The organism is Buttiauxella sp. A111 (assembly GCF_014189855.1).
In the GTDB taxonomy this organism is placed as follows: Bacteria; Pseudomonadota; Gammaproteobacteria; order Enterobacterales; family Enterobacteriaceae; genus Buttiauxella; species Buttiauxella selenatireducens.
Genome location: NZ_BJFN01000001.1, coordinates 380,063 through 397,783, shown reverse-complemented (window position 1 = coordinate 397,783; position 17,721 = coordinate 380,063). Strand labels below are relative to the sequence as shown.

Annotated in this window: 15 protein-coding genes; 7 read left to right on the top strand and 8 right to left on the bottom strand. The window is 50.5% G+C overall.

Annotated features, from left to right (window positions below):
• Positions 1–74: 74 nt before the first annotated feature.
• Positions 75–311: a DUF333 domain-containing protein gene (locus BSPA111_RS01780; protein WP_183269508.1), complete on the top strand. Its 237-nt coding sequence runs from the start codon at positions 75–77 to the stop codon at positions 309–311.
• A 48-nt stretch (positions 312–359) separates the two neighbouring features.
• On the opposite strand, the gene dsbB is transcribed toward BSPA111_RS01780, so the two are convergent.
• Positions 360–890 carry a disulfide bond formation protein DsbB gene (gene dsbB, locus BSPA111_RS01775; protein WP_183269507.1) on the bottom strand — a complete coding sequence of 177 codons (531 nt, stop codon included), beginning with the start codon at positions 888–890 and terminating at the stop codon, positions 360–362.
• Positions 891–1,158: 268 nt separating this feature from the next.
• Entirely contained in the window at positions 1,159–2,724 is a 1,566-nt protein-coding gene (gene nhaB, locus BSPA111_RS01770; RefSeq protein WP_183269506.1) for a Na(+)/H(+) antiporter NhaB, read from the bottom strand.
• Positions 2,725–3,019: 295 nt separating this feature from the next.
• Between nhaB and fadR the strand changes: the two genes are divergently transcribed.
• Positions 3,020–3,739, top strand: a complete 720-nt coding sequence (fadR, locus tag BSPA111_RS01765; protein WP_183269505.1) for a fatty acid metabolism transcriptional regulator FadR — start codon at positions 3,020–3,022, stop codon at positions 3,737–3,739.
• A gap of 78 nt (positions 3,740–3,817) precedes the next feature.
• Here the strand turns inward: fadR and BSPA111_RS01760 are convergent, their stop codons facing one another.
• Positions 3,818–5,353 (bottom strand): SpoVR family protein, encoded by a 1,536-nt coding sequence (locus tag BSPA111_RS01760; protein ID WP_183270259.1) that lies wholly within the window; start codon positions 5,351–5,353, stop codon positions 3,818–3,820.
• A 326-nt stretch (positions 5,354–5,679) separates the two neighbouring features.
• On the opposite strand from BSPA111_RS01760, the gene BSPA111_RS01755 reads away from it, so the two are divergent.
• Positions 5,680–6,978 carry a D-amino acid dehydrogenase gene (locus BSPA111_RS01755; protein WP_183269504.1) on the top strand — a complete coding sequence of 433 codons (1,299 nt, stop codon included), beginning with the start codon at positions 5,680–5,682 and terminating at the stop codon, positions 6,976–6,978.
• A gap of 20 nt (positions 6,979–6,998) precedes the next feature.
• Positions 6,999–8,072, top strand: a complete 1,074-nt coding sequence (gene dadX, locus BSPA111_RS01750) for a catabolic alanine racemase DadX (protein WP_183269503.1) — start codon at positions 6,999–7,001, stop codon at positions 8,070–8,072.
• Between the two features lie 38 nt (positions 8,073–8,110).
• Here dadX and BSPA111_RS01745 read toward each other — a convergent pair whose 3' ends face one another.
• A complete protein-coding gene (locus BSPA111_RS01745; RefSeq protein WP_183269502.1) occupies positions 8,111–9,841 on the bottom strand; it encodes a potassium/proton antiporter in 1,731 nt (576 codons plus the stop codon).
• Between the two features lie 70 nt (positions 9,842–9,911).
• Positions 9,912–10,850 (bottom strand): muramoyltetrapeptide carboxypeptidase, encoded by a 939-nt coding sequence (gene ldcA / locus BSPA111_RS01740; RefSeq protein WP_183269501.1) that lies wholly within the window; start codon positions 10,848–10,850, stop codon positions 9,912–9,914.
• A 113-nt stretch (positions 10,851–10,963) separates the two neighbouring features.
• On the opposite strand from ldcA, the gene emtA reads away from it, so the two are divergent.
• Positions 10,964–11,572 carry a membrane-bound lytic murein transglycosylase EmtA gene (emtA, locus tag BSPA111_RS01735; RefSeq protein ID WP_183269500.1) on the top strand — a complete coding sequence of 203 codons (609 nt, stop codon included), beginning with the start codon at positions 10,964–10,966 and terminating at the stop codon, positions 11,570–11,572.
• On the opposite strand, the gene BSPA111_RS01730 is transcribed toward emtA, so the two are convergent.
• A complete protein-coding gene (locus BSPA111_RS01730; RefSeq protein WP_183269499.1) occupies positions 11,573–12,304 on the bottom strand; it encodes a flagellar brake protein in 732 nt (243 codons plus the stop codon).
• A 229-nt stretch (positions 12,305–12,533) separates the two neighbouring features.
• Here BSPA111_RS01730 and BSPA111_RS01725 point away from each other — a divergent pair, with 229 nt between their 5' ends.
• Positions 12,534–12,785, top strand: a complete 252-nt coding sequence (locus BSPA111_RS01725) for a GlsB/YeaQ/YmgE family stress response membrane protein (protein ID WP_183269498.1) — start codon at positions 12,534–12,536, stop codon at positions 12,783–12,785.
• Positions 12,786–12,863: 78 nt separating this feature from the next.
• Here the strand turns inward: BSPA111_RS01725 and ygjK are convergent, their stop codons facing one another.
• Together ygjK and ygjJ are read right to left on the bottom strand one after the other, a co-directional pair.
• Positions 12,864–15,236, bottom strand: coding sequence for an alpha-glucosidase (ygjK, locus tag BSPA111_RS01720; protein ID WP_183269497.1), 2,373 nt, complete (start codon positions 15,234–15,236; stop codon positions 12,864–12,866).
• A gap of 9 nt (positions 15,237–15,245) precedes the next feature.
• Positions 15,246–16,295 (bottom strand): protein YgjJ, encoded by a 1,050-nt coding sequence (gene ygjJ / locus BSPA111_RS01715; protein ID WP_183270258.1) that lies wholly within the window; start codon positions 16,293–16,295, stop codon positions 15,246–15,248.
• 292 nt (positions 16,296–16,587) lie between these two features.
• Between ygjJ and ebgR the strand changes: the two genes are divergently transcribed.
• A complete protein-coding gene (gene ebgR / locus BSPA111_RS01710) occupies positions 16,588–17,574 on the top strand; it encodes a transcriptional regulator EbgR (RefSeq protein WP_183269496.1) in 987 nt (328 codons plus the stop codon).
• Positions 17,575–17,721: the final 147 nt, after the last annotated feature.

The following is a 17,721-nucleotide window of genomic DNA, read 5'->3' as shown; positions in this document are numbered from 1 at the left end:
TAAGAGCGTGTGCCGCTGATTTTGCTTTCCCCAGTTCTGCACTGTTACCATTCAGCCTCCATAACGGAGGAATAATGAAAAAAATAACACTACTGCTCGGGGCTCTCTTACTCAGTGGCTGTTCATCGCCCGAACCTGTTTCCCCCAAACCGCCTCAGGTTATCGGCATGCCGAACCCGGCGTCAGTCTACTGCATAGAAAAAGGCGGTGAACTGAGAACGGTGAAAACCGATTTGGGTGAACGTGGTGATTGCTTATTGCCGAGTGGTGAACGCATCGACCAGTGGACGCTTTATCGTCGCGACCACTAATAATAAAAAACCCGCCGAGGCGGGTTTTTGTTTTCCTGGATTCTGAACTTAACGACCGAACAGATCTCGACGTTTTGGCTTGAAGGGCTGAGCGATCAACACCAGCACTGCAATTACCAGGAAGACGGCAAAAATGCCTACCAACCATTGAACCATATCCAGCGACAGGAATACCCACTGACGTTCGGCACAGTCACCTGTCGCGACAAAGACTTGCGGCAACCATTTATCCAGTGGCAGCCAACTTGGGAAACGAGCCGCAAAATCACAGGTCACAAATGGTGAAGGATGAAGTTGCAGCATTGTGTGTTCCCACGCCAACTGCAGACCTTTCCCGGCACTGTAGATCCACAGTGCAATTCCGGCATAACGTAACGGTGATTTCGGCGCAATTGCCCCGACAATGCCTGCACCCATCACGCCAAACAATGCGCAACGCTCATAAATACACATTACACATGGCTTCAGCATCATGACGTGCTGGAACCACAACGCCACCATTTCCAGAGCGAAAGCAGTGAATGCCAGAAGAAGCCAGGCACTTCGCCCGCGGGAGCATTGGTTTAAATATCGCAACATAATTAGTATCCCTGCAATACCCGTCGCCCTACAAGATGAAGGGGGGTTGGCTGCTCTCCTGCATCCGAATCACCTACTTGAGTAAGCCCATTGGGATTCATTCGATTGCCATTTGGCTGCATCCTGAAGCAACTTGGGTATATATGTAATGAGTCGGCAGTGTAAACGAATTCGATTTCCGCGCCAGTAGGCACATCAAAATAACACGCTAATTGGATGTTTATCAGACAAAAAAGTAAACGGGCAGCAGGCTGCCCGTAAATTTAGATTACTGTGGTAAACCGTTCATGATGGGTGAAGAAATCCATCCGGCTTGCATCATCCAATCTGTTGCTGGCACCAGAGTAAACTGTACGCACAACAATCCGACCACTGTCAGTACCAGCGTATACGGCAACGCCATCAGCACCATACGGCCATAAGAGAGACGGATCAGCGGCGCCAGCGCCGAGGTGAGCAGGAATAAAAACGCAGCCTGACCGTTTGGAGTGGCAACGGATGGCAAGTTTGTCCCGGTATTAATCGCCACCGCAAGTAACTCAAACTGTTTGAGATCGATAATGCCATGGGTCAGCGCGGTTTTCGCTTCGTTGATGTAAACGGTTCCAACAAACACGTTATCGGAAATGGATGACAAGATACCGTTGAACAAATAGAACAGCGCCAGTTGCGAATGCGGTTCGGCCTGCAATACAAATTGAATGACCGGCGTGAACAGTTGCTGGTCGATGATCACCGCGACGACGGCAAAAAACACCGTTAACAGAGCAGTGAAGGGCAGTGCTTCGGTGAAGGCTTTGCCTATCTGGTGTTCATCGGTCACACCGCACAGTGAGGTGGCGAAGATAATCACCGATAAACCGATTAGCCCCACTTCGGCCAAATGCAGCGCCAGCGCAATCACCAGCCATATGCCAATCAATGCCTGAACGATAAGTTTCATGCTGTCCTGGCGAGTTCGTTTTTGCGCACTCTTCGTATCGTAGTCCTGCAAAATGCCACGGACTTTCTCCGGTAACTTTTCACCGTAACCCAGGATTTTAGTGGACTCCAGTAGCACACAGGTGAACAACCCGCAGATGAGAACCGGTATGGTGACTGGCGCCATGCGCAGTAAGAAATCGCCAAAATGCCAACCGGCATTTTTCGCAATGATCAGGTTTTGCGGCTCACCAACCATCGTCATCACACCACCCAGCGCGGTGCCCACACCGGCATGCATCATCAGGCTGCGTAAAAACGCCCGAAATTGCTCAAGCGTGCTGCGATGATCAGCATCAAGAAGGGTGTCATCCTGAATATCATTCTCTAAATCGCCCGTAGACGCGACGCGGTGATAGATATCGTAGAAACCCACTGCCACACTGATTACAACGGCAACCACCGTCAGAGCGTCAAGGAAGGCCGACAAAAAAGCGGCCGCGATGCAAAAGGCGAGAGAAAGTAAAATCTTCGAGCGAATGCCAAGCAGTAATTTAGTAAATACCAACAGCAGAAGCTGTTTCATGAAGTATATGCCCGCCACCATAAACACCAGCAGCAACAACACTTCAAGGTTGGACGCGATTTCTTCGCGCACATGATCGGCGCTTGTCATGCCGATGAACACCGCTTCAAAAGCCAACAAACCACCAGGCAGCAACGGATAGCATTTCAGTGCCATTGCAAGGGTAAAGATAAACTCTGCAACTAATAGCCAGCCCGCAGCAAATGGACTAACAAACCAAAAAATCAAAGGGTTAGCGACTAAAAAAGTCAGTAAAGCCAGCTTATACCAATTCGGAGATTGACCTAAAAAGTTGCGATAAAGCGCACGACCAGTAGACATTTCCATCGTGAATTTTTCATGCTCCTGTTACCCGTCATACATCAAAGAACAGAAGAGGTGATTCACATACCTCTAACAATATTGAATATATCGGATAAATATAAAGTTGCGATTAAATAAGTGGTTTCAGGTTACTCGTGAGCAAGATATCAATCAAGGCATAGGAAAATGCTTAGGGAGTGTGATTGCGTGCAAAATTAAACCATGATTCCGCTTTTGGCGGTTGTCGCTGCTACCTGCGCCGCATGGCATCTGGTATGATGAGTCTCTTTAGCAAAACCTGTGTAATGGAAAGCATACTATGGTCATTAAGGCGCAGAGCCCAGCGGGTTTCGCGGAAGAATATATCATCGAAAGTATCTGGAATAACCGCTTCGCTCCGGGAACCATTCTTCCGGCTGAACGAGAGTTATCCGAGCTCATTGGCGTCACCCGTACCACATTGCGCGAGGTGCTTCAGCGTCTGGCGCGTGATGGCTGGTTAACGATTCAGCATGGCAAGCCGACCAAAGTGAATAACTTCTGGGAAACCTCAGGATTAAACATTCTGGAAACGCTGGCCCGTCTCGATCACGACAGCGTGCCGCAGTTGATTGATAACCTGTTATCCGTTCGAACCAATATCGCGACTATCTTTATCCGCACGGCTGTTCGTCAACATCCAGATAAAGCGCAAGAAGTATTGGCGACGGCGAACAGTGTTGAAGACCACGCTGATGCGTTTGCGAAGCTGGACTACAACATTTTCCGCGGACTTGCTTTCGCTTCCGGGAACCCGATTTACGGATTGATCCTCAATGGAATGAAAGGATTGTATACCCGTATCGGGCGTCACTATTTCTCAAGCCCTGAAGCGCGTAGCCTGGCGTTAGGTTTCTATCACCGTTTGGCAGAAATTTGCCAACAAGGATTGCACGATCAGGTCTTTGATACCGTTCGTACCTACGGGCGTGAAAGTGGTGAAATCTGGCATCGGATGCAGAAAAATTTACCGGGCGACCTGGCGATGCACAGCCGTTAATCTGGTATTTTTTTCATCCCCTGTAATACGAAAAACGCTTCCCGAAGGAAGCGTTTTTTTATGGCTGTTAAATGCCGGTTACAGGCTATTAAGCCGAGGAGGGCAACGTTCAAGCAACTCAACGCTACCATCTTCATTTTGTTGCTCTAACGTCACGTCAAAGCCCCACAAACGGTGCACATGTTTGAGAACTTCTCGACGCCCTTTATCCAGCGGTGCGCGGTTATGCGGGATGTAACGCAGCGTCAGCGAACGATCGCCACGTAAATCGACATTCCATACCTGAATATTTGGCTCAAGGTTGCTCAGATTGTACTGCGCCGACAGCTCAGCTCGGATCTTCCGGTAACCTTCTTCGTTGTGAATAGCGGCAATTTCCAGGTAATTATTACGATCGTCATCCAGCACGGTAAACAAACGGAAATCCCGCATCAGTTTCGGCGACAGGAACTGGCTGATAAAACTTTCATCTTTAAAATCACGCATCGCGAAATGTAGAGTATCCAACCAATCTTTACCTGCAATATCCGGGAACCAGTAGCGATCTTCTTCCGTCGGGGACTGGCAAATCCTTTTGATATCCTGGAACATGGCAAAGCCGAGTGCATACGGGTTGATCCCGTTGTACCACGGGCTGTTGTACGGCGGCTGGAACACCACATTGGTGTGGCTGTGCAAGAACTCAAGCATAAAGCGGTCTGTCACTTTTCCTTCATCATACAGATGGTTAAGAATGGTGTAGTGCCAGAACGTTGCCCAACCTTCGTTCATCACCTGGGTCTGTTTCTGCGGATAAAAATACTGGCTCACCTTACGCACGATGCGTAAAATTTCGCGCTGCCAGGACTCCAGTAACGGAGCATTCTTCTCCATAAAGTAGAGTAGATTTTCTTGTGGCTCAGAGGGGTAACGACGCGCTTCTGCAATCGTTTTTTCCTCTTCACGGCGCGGTAGTGTGCGCCACAGTGTATTTACCTGGCTTTGCAGATACTCTTCGCGGCTTTTCTGCCGGGCTTTCTCTTCCTGCAGCGAAATTTTCTGCGGACGTTTATAGCGGTCAACGCCGTAATTCATCAACGCGTGGCAAGAGTCGAGCAGGCGTTCAACTTCGTCCACGCCGTAGCGTTCTTCGCACTCGGTAATGTATTTACGCGCGAAAATCAGGTAATCGATAATCGAGCTGGCATCCGTCCAGCTACGGAACAAATAGTTATTTTTGAAGAAAGAGTTATGCCCGTAACAGGCGTGAGCGATAACCAGCGCTTGCATTGTGATGGTGTTTTCTTCCATCAAGTACGCAATGCACGGGTTCGAGTTAATCACGATTTCATAGGCAAGTCCTTGCTGCCCATGTTTATAAAGCCGTTCCGTTTCGATGAATTTCTTACCAAACGACCAGTGTGGGTAGTTAATCGGCATCCCGACGCTCGAATAAGCATCCATCATTTGCTCGGAGGTAATCACTTCGATTTGATGAGGATAGGTGTCCAGCCGATAGAGTTTGGCTACCCGGTCAATCTCGGCGAGATAGACATCAAGCAGCTCGAACGTCCAGTCAGGTCCATCACTTAGACGTTTAGAATCCTTTGTGGCGGAATCAGTAACAATAGCCATCAGCGCGCCCTCATTGTTGGCGGCTCTCTCTGGATGGAAAGCCTCACCTTCAAGAATAGACAACTCCTGAAACTTATCCGCTGCAAGCAAAATTTTTTCCTCACGATTTACTCATCTGAACACCCCGCTATTTGCAATTCACGCAGAGTAATATGCTGCGTAAAATATATTCGTTCGCAGGAGATTCTAATTATCACCACCCAGCTATATCAGCTTGGGATGTGAGGAAAGTCACTATAATAATGCCATATGTTGAATAACATTTTCATCTGGGTTATCAATTTGTAATCAGAAGATTATTCTTTTAGCTAAATGGTGGAATGGTTATGCATGTTGTGGTGCTGGGAAGTGGTGTTGTTGGTGTCAGCAGTGCCTGGTATTTGCGCCAGGCTGGGCATGATGTCACGGTTATCGACAGGGAAGCGGGGCCAGCTATGGAAACCAGCGCGGCAAATGCCGGGCAAATCTCACCGGGTTACGCTGCACCCTGGGCTGCACCGGGCGTGCCGCTTAAAGCCATTAAATGGATGTTCCAACGCCACGCACCGCTGGCCATCAGCCTTGATGGCACGCAATTTCAGCTGAAGTGGATGCTGCAAATGCTGCGTAATTGCGACATGCGTCATTACATGGAAAACAAAGGCCGTATGGTGCGCCTGGCGGAGTACAGCCGCGATTGCCTGAAAGAGCTGCGCCATAACACCAATATTCAATATGAAGGCCGGCAGGGGGGGACGTTGCAACTGTTCCGCACGGCGCAGCAGTTTGAAAACGCCGCGAAAGACATTGCGGTACTCGACGATGCCGGTGTGCCATATCAATTACTGGAAGCCAATCGTTTATCTGAGGTCGAACCTGCATTAGCTGATGTAGCCCATAAACTGACTGGCGGCTTGCGCTTACCTAATGACGAAACAGGCGACTGCCAACTGTTCACGCAGAATCTTGCACGCATGGCTGCCGAGGCGGGCGTCGTGTTCCGTTTCAATACGCCAGTCGATCGTCTGCTGTATGAAGGCCAAAATATTTATGGCGTGCAGTGCGGTAAAGAGGTGGTGAAAGCCGACGCTTATGTGGTCGCTTTCGGTTCATACTCCACCGGTTTATTGAAAAATATCGTTGATATTCCTGTCTATCCGCTCAAAGGATACTCTCTGACCATCCCCATTGCCGATGAGCAAGGCGCTCCGGTTTCGACTATTCTCGATGAGACATACAAAATTGCGATCACGCGCTTTGACCAACGGATTCGTGTCGGTGGAATGGCGGAAATTGTCGGGTTTAACACTGAATTGCTGAAACCTCGCCGTGAAACCCTGGAAATGGTGGTGCGCGATCTCTACCCGCGCGGTGGGCACGTTGAACAGGCGACGTTCTGGACGGGCTTACGTCCTATGACGCCAGACGGCACACCGATTGTCGGGCGTACACCGTTCAAGAATTTATGGCTCAACACCGGGCATGGAACACTGGGCTGGACGATGGCCTGCGGCTCGGGTCAGATGTTAAGTGATTTAATTTCTGGAAGAACACCGGCGATCCCGTTCGACGATCTCGCGGTTGCACGCTATTCCCCAGGATTCACTCCGACAGATTCACGGCGTCTGCATAACGCGCATAACTAATATCAATAAAGGAGTGGACAATGTCCCGTCCTATTGTTGCGACGCTGAAACTTAGCGCGCTGCGTAACAATTTACAGGTTGTTCGCCAGGCCGCCCCTCATTCGCGTGTCTGGTCGGTCGTCAAAGCAAATGCTTATGGTCATGGGCTGGAACGCATCTGGTCTTCATTGGGTGAAACCGATGGTTTCGCGATGCTCAATCTTGAAGAGGCTATTTTGCTCCGCGAACGCGGCTGGAAAGGGCCAATTCTGATGCTCGAAGGCTTTTTCCATGCTGATGAACTGCCGCTGTTTGACCAGTATCGCCTCACCACCAGTCTGCACAGTAATTGGCAGGTGAAGGCGCTGGCGAATGCCAAACTTAAGGCACCGCTGGATGTTTATCTGAAGATGAACAGTGGCATGAACCGCCTCGGGTTCAGTCCTGAGCGGGTGCACTCTATCTGGCAACAATTGCGGGCGATTGCCAACGTTGGACAGTTAACGTTGATGGCACATTTTGCCGATGCCGAGCAACCAGACGGCATCACAGAACCCATGAAACGCATAGAGCAGGCCGCTGAGGGCATAGATTGCCCTCGTTCACTTTCTAACTCTGCAGCAACGCTATGGCATCCTGAGGCGCATTTCGACTGGGTTCGCCCAGGGATTGTGTTGTACGGCGCATCGCCAACCGGCCAATGGTGCGATGTCGCAACCAGCGGTTTGCAACCGGTGATGAGCCTGCAAAGCGAAATCATTGGTGTCCAGAACTTAAAGCCAGGAGACACGGTGGGTTACGGTAGCCGCTATCGGGCTCAGGTCGAGCAGCGTATTGGGATCGTCGCCTGCGGTTATGCTGACGGTTATCCTCGCCATGCCCCTGACGGAACACCCGTGCGCGTCAACGGTGTGTTAACACACACGGTGGGAGCCATTTCGATGGATATGATGACGGTCGATCTCACACCGTGTCCGCAAGCCGGGATTGGTAGCCCGGTAGAACTGTGGGGTAACGAGGTCAAAATTGATGATGTCGCCCATGCAGCGGGGACGATAGGGTACGAACTGATGTGTGCGCTGGCACCTCGTGTGCCGGTTGTGACGCAGTCTTAGTGGTGAGCTAAAGGGCGGTCTCCCGCCCTTTATTGTGACTACTCGGTTTCGTTGCTTTCTACGCGTACACCGATTTTAAGCACCTGGTTATCTTCTTTCTCGGCAACAGTCCAAATCATGCCTGCAAACTCCACCTGGTCACCGACGACGGGTGCTGCGCCAAGCATACCCACCACAAACTCGCCCAGCGTTTGCTGCGTATTCACACTGTCATCCAAATCAAGCCCATAAATGGTCGCGACATCTGCAAACTGGGCGCTGGCTTCGAGAATGAAGTCACCAAAGAAGCGCTGATCGAGCGACACTGGCGGTGACTGGCTAAACATTTTACCCAGCGCGGGTAGGTCACGCTCACGGCCAATCACGCAGAGCACATCGCCGACTTGTAATCGCGTGCGGTCACCCGGATTCATCAGTACATTGTCACGGAACAAGGCTGCAATGCGCGTATCTTTCGGCATATTCAAGTCGCGCAGGGAGGCACCAATGCACCATTTATCTTCGCTAAGTTGGTAAACAAATTGTTCCCACGGGTTTTCCGGATGAATATCCAGACCCACGCGAGAAACCGGCCAACCCACGAGCGGTACAACCACCTTGGCTTTTTTAGCGGCCCATCCCAGTGATGTGCCCTGTAATAACAGCGATACCAACACCACGAAGAACGCCACATTGAAGAACAGGCGTGCGTTTTCAAGGCCCGCCATCATCGGGAATACTGCGAGAATAATCGGCACCGCGCCGCGTAATCCCACCCAACTGATAAACACCCGTTCCCGTAAATTAAAGCCACGGAACGGCAGCAGCCCGAGGAATACCGAGAGCGGACGGGCAAAGAAAATCATCCACAGAGACAGGAGCAGGGCAGGAATGGCAATTGGCAGCAAATCCGACGGATTGACCAACAGCCCCAGAACCAGGAACATGCCGATTTGCGCAAACCACGCCAGCCCATCAAAGTTTTGCAAAATACCAAAGCGGCTGCGAATCGGGCGGTTGCCCAGCAGGAAACCACAAAGATAGACCGCCAGTATCCCGCTGCCGTCGAGTGCCGTGGTAATGCCAAACACCATAATCCCACCGCTCAATGCCAGCAGTGGATACAGACCTTGCGGCAAGGTAATTCGGTTGATCATTTGCAGCAGCAGATAACCGCCGCCGAGGCCCAGTACAATTCCGAGGCCAAACTGCTGAATGATATCCATGAGGAACATCCAGCTCAGGCCGGTTTGCCCATGCTGGATCATCTCAATAAGCGTAATGGTCAGAAACACCGCCATCGGATCGTTGCTACCCGATTCAATCTCAAGCGTGGCTCCGACACGTTCGTTAAGTCCTTTCCCACCCAGTAATGAGAAAACGGCTGCCGCATCGGTTGAACCGACGATTGCGCCAATCAACAAACCTTCAATTAAGTTGAGATTAAACAACCACGCAGCGGCCATGCCGGTTAAGCCCGACGTCACCAACACGCCTACTGTGGCAAGTGATAGTGCTGGGCCAAGTGCGACTCGAAACGAACTGGCCTGGGTGCGCATGCCGCCATCCAGCAGGATCACCGCCAGCGCCAGGTTACTGATTAGATAAGCGAAAGGATAATTATCAAAGGGGATGCCGCCAATACCGTCGATCCCCGCCAACATGCCAATGGCGAGGAAAATAACCAGGATGGGGATACCAAGACGAGAGGAAAAAGAACTCAATAAGATGCTACAAGTTACCAGTACGGAACCTAAAATAAACAGACTGACTATCGCCCCTGCGTCCAAAATTATCTTTCTCCTTTTACCTGTGCCATTCGTTTCGAAATGTTACCACGGAAAGCATTGATTAATTGTGCTATCTGATGCCCACATGTGGCTTTTTTTGGCTGATAACGGGATGACCGCTGACGGTCAGGCTGGCCGTTTGCCCATCGTGATGCAGTTCTCCATACGCGCCCAGCGGCAGAGTGACGGTTTCGGGTTCATGCCCGAACGGTAAACCGCGCAGTACAGGGATCGACAAACGCTGCTGTAACATCTGGCACATTTCGTCGAAGTCATACCCACCGTCATAATCACTTAACGTGGCCCCATTAAAACTGCCGAGAATCAGCGCTTTTTGACGCGCTAAAATTCCCGCGTGATGAAGTTGCAGTAATAAGCGCTCAACACGGAATGGATGCTCATTAATGTCTTCAACCACTAAAATGCCGCCATCAATTACGGTGAGCCACGGCGAACCTATCATGGATACCAGCATCGCGAGATTTCCGCCCCACAGCGTACCGCTTGCCGTACAGGCTGGCGTGGCGCTCTGCCAGCTCACGGTAAATTTAGGTTCGGTTATCGCTTGCCAGAAATGCTGCCAGGTGAAGCGGTTTAACTCCTCTGCGCCAAAATTACCGGCGAGCATAGGTCCGCTGAACGTTATCGTCCCGGTTTGGGAAAGGAGCGCTAGCTGTATTGCAGTGAAATCGCTGTGGCCGCAAATTATCGGTGTCCGTTCAGCAAAAGCACGTCCAAGGCTTGAATAGTCGATATTCTCAAGCAGGCGAGTTGCCCCATAACCGCCACGAACCGCCAGTACAATGTCACATTCTGGTGGCAGGGCAGATAAATCCTGAATATCCGCCAGGCGTTGGTCGTCCGTTCCGGCAAAACGTTGGAAGCGCCGGGTCACCACCGATTGGTTCTCAACCCGGTGACCCGAGGCTTTCAAGCGCTCAATGCCGCGAGCGGCTGCAGCTTGATTAACACAGAATCCTGAAGGGGCAATCAATCGAAACGTGGACATGGCATTTCCTTGCGTAAAGTGAATTGGTTATCATGCCGCTTGAAACGGTGGTTGTCACCCGCCGGTAACGACGAATCGCGGTAATAACGGCTCAGTAATATAAGGATAGATGCGTGAATAAAAGATGGCTGATTGTATTGATTTTGTTATTAGCGGGCTGTTCAAGTCATACAACTAAACAACCTGAGTGGGACCCAACAAAACCGGTACAACGCGCATTAACCTGGATGCCGATAACCGAGCAAGCGGGGAAAGAGTGGGGTGTTAGCCCGCGCGTGGTGACGGCAATTATTGCGGTGGAGTCCGGTGGCAATCCGACATTGGTCAGTAAGTCTAATGCCGTGGGCCTGATGCAGATTAAAGCGTCAACGGCGGGCAAAGATGTATACCGCCATCTGGGTTGGGGCGGCCAGCCGTCAACCAGCGAACTGAAAGATCCCGCGCGTAATATCTCGATTGGTACCGCGTATTTGAGCATTCTCGAACACGGTATTCTTGCGGGTATAGAAGATCCAGAAACGATGCAGTATGCCTTGCTGGCTTCGTACGCTAACGGTGCGGGCGCATTGCTCAGAACGTTCTCATCCGATCGTAAAAAGGCCATTGATGAGATCAATGACCTGAGTCCAGACGAGTTTTACGAATACATCGCTAAGAATCACCCGGCACCGCAAGCACCGCGATATTTGTATAAAGTGTCTAAAGCGTTAAACGCAATGTAATTACTTAATCCGGCCTGCCTTTTCGCGGGCCGAACGTTCCAGCGAAAAAATAATACGCTGCAACTGGCGCTCCACGGCGGGGTTAACGTTAAGAAAACGGAAACTCAGCCGTGGGGTGCTGATAGTCTGGTTTTTACTGTCGATCACTTTACGTTCAGATAAGGTGATTAACTGCATATCAAAATGAAATTTTCCCCACTGCACTAAATCGAGTTCAACCTGAGAAAAACGCATACCGTCCTTCAGCCCTTCCGGGAGCGGCCCGTCTACCAATGCGCCCATCCCACCCAGTGACAAATCACAAAGTCTGAACTGGAAAGGAGAGCCATTCGGCAACGTGGTATTGCAGAGATAATAGGGTTGAAGGGGTGCCGTAATGCGGAAATATTCCCGGCGCTGCACGAACCACAAAGTCGGTGGGATAGGGGCGTGGAATGCCGGCAAATTCAGGTAATTCACCGGCTGTATTTTCGGCAAAGTAAATTCTACCTTCGCGCCTTCTGTTTCAGCGGTGAATTGAATATTCGCTGCTTTTTGCGCGGCCTGGTTTTCCTGCGACTGGCTGCCAAAATCCACAATCAAACCTGCTGCGGTAACCTCAAGGATTTTGGTAATAAATTGCCCTGATTGCCAACTGATTCTAATTGGCACTTGGTTTTTATGGAGATCACGTAACACGCCTAATACTGCCAGAGGACTTTGTTTCAGAAAATGCTCGTTATAGTTACTCAAGGCCAGGTCCATGTTGTGTTTTGAAAGCTGTAAGAAAATTTATCGGCAGAAAAATAAAAAACTTAAGATAAATCTCAAGGTTTTATGGTGATAAATTCAATAACTTAGTGATGTCGGTCACGTTTTTCTATGGCAGGTATATACTTAGCGTACCGACAGACAGAACCCGGTGGAAGATTACGTGGGTTTTGGCTTGTTACCACAAACAATAAAGAAGAGGACGTTCAACATGGGTATTCTGGCCTGGATCATTTTCGGTTTGATAGCTGGTGTCATCGCAAAACTTCTTATGCCTGGTAAAGACGGCGGCGGTTTTATCCTGACGTGTATTTTGGGGATTATCGGTGCTGTGGTTGGTGGTTGGATCGCAACATTTCTTCATATCGGAGGCAGTGTAACGGGCTTTAACCTACCCAGTTTCCTGGTAGCCGTTGCAGGTGCAATTATCGTGTTGATTATTTATCGAATGGTTAGACGCTAACACTCCCCGTCATACTTGAAGTCGTTCCAACGTTGGCTGCACTCACTCAACGGCCCCATTTCTGGGGCCGTTTTACGTTTACGGCTGTTGGGTAAAGAAATCGTTGTACAGCATATAAAGATGCGCGGCACTCCATGAGAAGTTTGGCGCACCTTGCTGTTCACCGGTTAACGGATTGTAGTTCTCGCGGATGGGACCGTCGGTAATCAACCCGTTAGCATGGGCAAAGAAGCGATTCGCCATTTCGACGGCATCGTCACGATAACCGTAACGCTCCATCCCTTTTAGACCGAAATAGAACTGATCGACCCAAACACGTCCGCGCCAGTAAATATCAGGCCCGAATGCCGGGTTGGTGAGAGCTGCGGTGCCCAATGGCACATAGGTGTTGAACTCTTTCGGGTCTTTCATCACCTTCACGACTGCATCGGCATGTTGCTGGGTCGCGGCACCATTAAATAACGGTGACCAGCCCTCTGGCCCTTTGCCACGTGCAACAATAGGTTTGCCCGCGCAGCCATTCGCCAGAGGTTTGTTCTCAATGCGGATGTCGTAGTAGAAGCCGGTCGCGTCGTCGAACATACAGGTGTTGATGTAATCGGCCAGTTTTTTGGCATGGCTACGGAATTTCTGCGCATCATCCTGTTTACCCAGAATATCTGCCATTTGTGCCAGATAAGTGCTGTCGCTATACATATAGCTTGCCTGATCTACCGACTCCTGTAGCAATGAATAGCCAAGCAAGGTGCCATCTGCGGCACGGTTTTCAGCAAACAGCACCTGCCAGTCTTCGCGTTTACCGCCTTTCTCGAGATAACGTTGCAACTGGTCTGGTTCGATAAAACCAAATACGGCCGCACCGTCACGCCCTGATTCCCAGGCTGCCGCAACCTGCGCCGGAATATCGATACTGTCATATTTTCCGCTGCGTAAAATGCGGTTGTAGTTCTCCAGACCGACCATCTTTTGTTCTTTGTTACCGCGCTTAACGGTAAAGATCATTTCACCTTTGGCGGTGTTATGCGCTTTATCACGCGTTGCGCCGTACTCTGGCACACCATTGCTATTGTGGTCGCGGTTGCGTAACCACCAGTCGTGATAAGCCACCAGATGCGGATACATCTCTTCGAGCCAGGCTTTCTCGCCCGTGGTTTTATACACTTCCATGACCGACCAGGCGGCGAGACTCGGTTTGGTGTTGCGCTCATTCCAGTTGCTGCCATCACCCCCACGCTCCGGGTTAGTGTTATAGGCGAGCAGGTCTGGCACAAACCCCGCATCCCACGGACGAACCGGATCATCGACCGGGATTTGCCACGCGAACACGGCACGGATGTTATCTTTTGCTACGTCAGGGTTAAAATGCGCCATCGCGTAAGCCTGTTTCCAGGTGTCCCACGGCCAGGTCTGGTTGCCAGAGAACCAGCGCCCGGTAACAGACGGCGTGACGGAATCAAACTTCATTGCCCCTGCGACACCGCGCCAGTTGCCGTTAAGCGTTTCAATCGATTTCACCGCGACGCGAGTCTGGGCCGCTGTGGCATCAGGATTGTTTAATCCTTTGTTCAGATAGCCCTCCCAGCGTTGTTCAGACGCCGTGAGGTACGGCTGTGGATGTTTGAGAATATCTGTGATTTTGGCTTGTTCTTTTTGCACTTCCGCTGCGTTCAGCAGATGTGAATAAGTGGTGTAGATCGTGGTAGAACTCGCAATGTTTGCCTTCGCAACAAAACGATGACCGTTGATTTGGGTGCTCATCGGCAGCGTTTTGTGGATTTGGTACTGCGACTCACCGGATGTCATCAGGTTCGAATCGGAGCGCACTTTACCAAAGTTCACGTTCAGGCCATCTTTTGTGGCGTGAAGGGTACGGGTGTAATCAGGGAATGCCTGATCAATCGTCTCGTTTGACTGCGGTTTTTGTTCCTGAAGATGGTATTTTTCCAGCAGTTCGCCGTCCCACACCAGCTCAAGCGGGGTATCGGTGGTAATTTCCGTGGCCAGCAGCGAGGTGCGGGAAGTCACAAAACGCAACGTCATTTTTACGGTGACCCCGGGTGCCGTCAGCGTTTGAATCAGTGCTCCAGGAATGCTGTAAGCCTGCAGGGTGAACGCCACTTTCTTACCGTCTTTATACACGCTCAGGCGATCAAAATTATTCGCCATAAAGTTGATGTACTCTTCGGTCAGCAGCGCGGGGCCAGGGAAACCGCCCATACCTTCACTGTTTGCTGGCAGCAAATGCCCATGCCACGCACCATCGTCAAATAGCGGGTTAAAACGCTGATGTTCATCAAAATCATAATCGAGCATCGCCTGTGGCGCGCCCGAGCGGTCAATAACATTGTGGAATTGATTAGCCTTTAAACCTGTGGTGTCAGCTTGTTTAGTGCTACAGCCTGCAACAATCAACAGTACGGCGAGTGGAGCAAGACGATGTAATCGTTTCATGACGTTTCCTTACCAGTAAAAATATTGCATCAGGAATACCGAGTTGCTGGCATCCGTTGTGTCGTTATGCAGATAAAAGCGGCTGTCGAGCGCGGTGGCGAATTTGCCATCGCAATACTCATACCAGACCCCGAATTGTGCGAAAGAGGTGGTCTGGTCCTCGGCGATATCCAGTAGATGTTTTGCGTAACTCCAGGCGGTGGATAAATAGAGCCCTTTGGTGGGTTCTACCATGCCGCTAACCATCATCCCTGTTTCGCTACCTGGGTTGTTCCCATCGCCTTTGCCAGTGTGATGCCAGACACGCCCGGCCAAATTTTTGCCCTGTAATCCCAGCAGATAAAGTTGCCCTGTGCCGTCAGTCACTTCCAGACCGTTCAGCAGCGTCAATCCTTCCTGAATGTCGTATTGGAGATAGCCATTGATCATTGCCCGATACGTGTATTTATCTGAGTAGCGATCGTATTTACCGAAGTGCAACAGCGCGGTGCTTTCGTCAACGCGGCTTTCAGGTGCTGCGGTAATGCTGTAACGGAAATCCCCCGTCAGGTTTTGCACTTTGGCGGCGTAAGTCAGATCGCGCGTGTTGGGAATGACATAACCGTATTCGGGTGTGAAATCTCCCCACCACTGCAAATCATCCAGAGAGGAGTCATTCCGTGCACTGAGAATAAACTCTGTCCCTTTATCGGTACGATACCCGCCGTAAAAACGGTTTATCCCACCTTCGAAGCCACCCCAACCGTGATCCGGCACCCAGGCGTTGCCCTGGCTATCGGCTTGCACCGTCCAGCCTTCGCCGTACAGCAACCCAAACCAGTTGCCATGTTTGATTTCCAGGCCGCCTTCAATATAAGTGCCATCGCTATATTTATGTTTATCATCACCGTTCAGGTACACGCTCCCGCCAAGGCCCATCTCGCCGTAGAAGCGAAATGCTGTTTCGGAGGATTTCGCCGTAAGAGCAGGGGGCTCGGGAGTCTGATGCTCGGCAGGAACAACAGCTTCCGCCGCCAGTAATGTCCCTGTAGGGGCAAGCAGAAATACTAAAGATGCCATAGATAACGTTTTGTTCACTCAATACAATCCTTGTTATTTTTATGATTTTTCTGGCGACACTCATTCCGTCACGCCAGTTTAACGGAAAGTAGTTTAGTTAAGTGTTTACTAAAAAATACACTTAAAATAAACTTAAGTGACGAAATCGATAAGCAGATCACATCGCTGAAGGGGTGTCAGAGAGGGGTATACACGTGTCAGATATGACATTAAGCTGTTACCCGTCAGGCACTGCGCCGCAGGGACGCAGGTTTAGGATTAATGGTGTTCATCAGATGATTATTGGGATGTTATGGCTACATTGAAGGAAATTGCCCAGGCCGCCCAGGTCTCTGTGGCGACAGTTTCACGGGTGCTTAATGACGATCCGACGTTAAGCGTCAAAACGCAGACACGTCAAAAAATCCTCGAAGCGGCAGAAAGACTGGAATATAAAGTCCCCAGCGCTAAACGGCAGGTCGGTCAACGGCTGACGTTTGCCGCACTGTATACCCACGGGCAAGAACTGGAAATCAACGATCCCTATTATCTGGCGATGCGCTATGGCATTGAAACACAATGTGAAAAGCTTGGTGTTACGCTAATTTCCTGTTACGACTTTAAAAGTGAACGTCCGGTTGTTGCCGCCGCCGACGGTTTACTGATTATCGGTAAACCCCAGCCATCGGCGCAGGCATGGCTTGAGCAACAAGAGCTGCCGCTGGTGTTCCTCGATGGTGTGACGGACGATCCTCGTTTTGACTGCGTCAACGTGGATTTGTACAAAATCAGCCGTAAAGTTATCGATTACTTCATCTCTCGCGGCTATATGCGGATTGGTTTTATTGGTGGGCGAGATGACCCAGCATATGCTGATCAACGTGAAGAGGCGTTCGTTGAGTACGGGCGCAGTAAGAATGTTGTCGACGCGCAGGATGTTTATTACGGTGACTTTAGCAGCCAGTCTGGTTATCAATGTGCGCTGAAAATGCTCAGCACATCAGGGGATTACCCGCCAGCTTTGTTCGTTGCGACCGACTCCATTGCCATTGGCGTGCTGCGTGCATTGCATGAACACGGCATCAAAGTGCCTGATCAGATGGCACTGATTAGCGTGAATGATATTCCTACCGCACGCTTTGTCTTCCCCGCGTTATCTACTGTGCGTATCCATTCTGAAACCATGGGTGCCCAGGCGGTCAATCTCTTAATGGAACGACTGCGTGATGATCGCACCATTCCACTCTCGGTTTATGTCCCCAGCTCACTGCAACTGCGCGACACAACGACCGCTGAATAATCAGTCACTCACGCAGTTTTAAGGGCGGATATCCGCCCTGCAACGCCTAAAAATCCTCTGTCATCCCGCATGTCGCAACGTTGATTTATTGTGATCCCTTTAGCATTTAGTAAAACCTGAGTTTTAATTTTAGTAAATGTTTACTAT

Bases quoted from the DNA above. Each gene is read 5' to 3' on its own strand.
- BSPA111_RS01780 (WP_183269508.1), top strand. From the start codon at position 75: ATGAAAAAAATAACACTACTGCTCGGGGCTCTCTTACTCAGTGGCTGT.
- dsbB (WP_183269507.1), bottom strand. From the start codon at position 890: ATGTTGCGATATTTAAACCAATGCTCCCGCGGGCGAAGTGCCTGGCTT.
- nhaB (WP_183269506.1), bottom strand. From the start codon at position 2,724: ATGGAAATGTCTACTGGTCGTGCGCTTTATCGCAACTTTTTAGGTCAA.
- fadR (WP_183269505.1), top strand. From the start codon at position 3,020: ATGGTCATTAAGGCGCAGAGCCCAGCGGGTTTCGCGGAAGAATATATC.
- BSPA111_RS01760 (WP_183270259.1), bottom strand. From the start codon at position 5,353: ATGGCTATTGTTACTGATTCCGCCACAAAGGATTCTAAACGTCTAAGT.
- BSPA111_RS01755 (WP_183269504.1), top strand. From the start codon at position 5,680: ATGCATGTTGTGGTGCTGGGAAGTGGTGTTGTTGGTGTCAGCAGTGCC.
- dadX (WP_183269503.1), top strand. From the start codon at position 6,999: ATGTCCCGTCCTATTGTTGCGACGCTGAAACTTAGCGCGCTGCGTAAC.
- ldcA (WP_183269501.1), bottom strand. From the start codon at position 10,850: ATGTCCACGTTTCGATTGATTGCCCCTTCAGGATTCTGTGTTAATCAA.
- BSPA111_RS01725 (WP_183269498.1), top strand. From the start codon at position 12,534: ATGGGTATTCTGGCCTGGATCATTTTCGGTTTGATAGCTGGTGTCATC.
- ygjK (WP_183269497.1), bottom strand. From the start codon at position 15,236: ATGAAACGATTACATCGTCTTGCTCCACTCGCCGTACTGTTGATTGTT.
- ygjJ (WP_183270258.1), bottom strand. From the start codon at position 16,295: ATGGCATCTTTAGTATTTCTGCTTGCCCCTACAGGGACATTACTGGCG.
- ebgR (WP_183269496.1), top strand. From the start codon at position 16,588: ATGGCTACATTGAAGGAAATTGCCCAGGCCGCCCAGGTCTCTGTGGCG.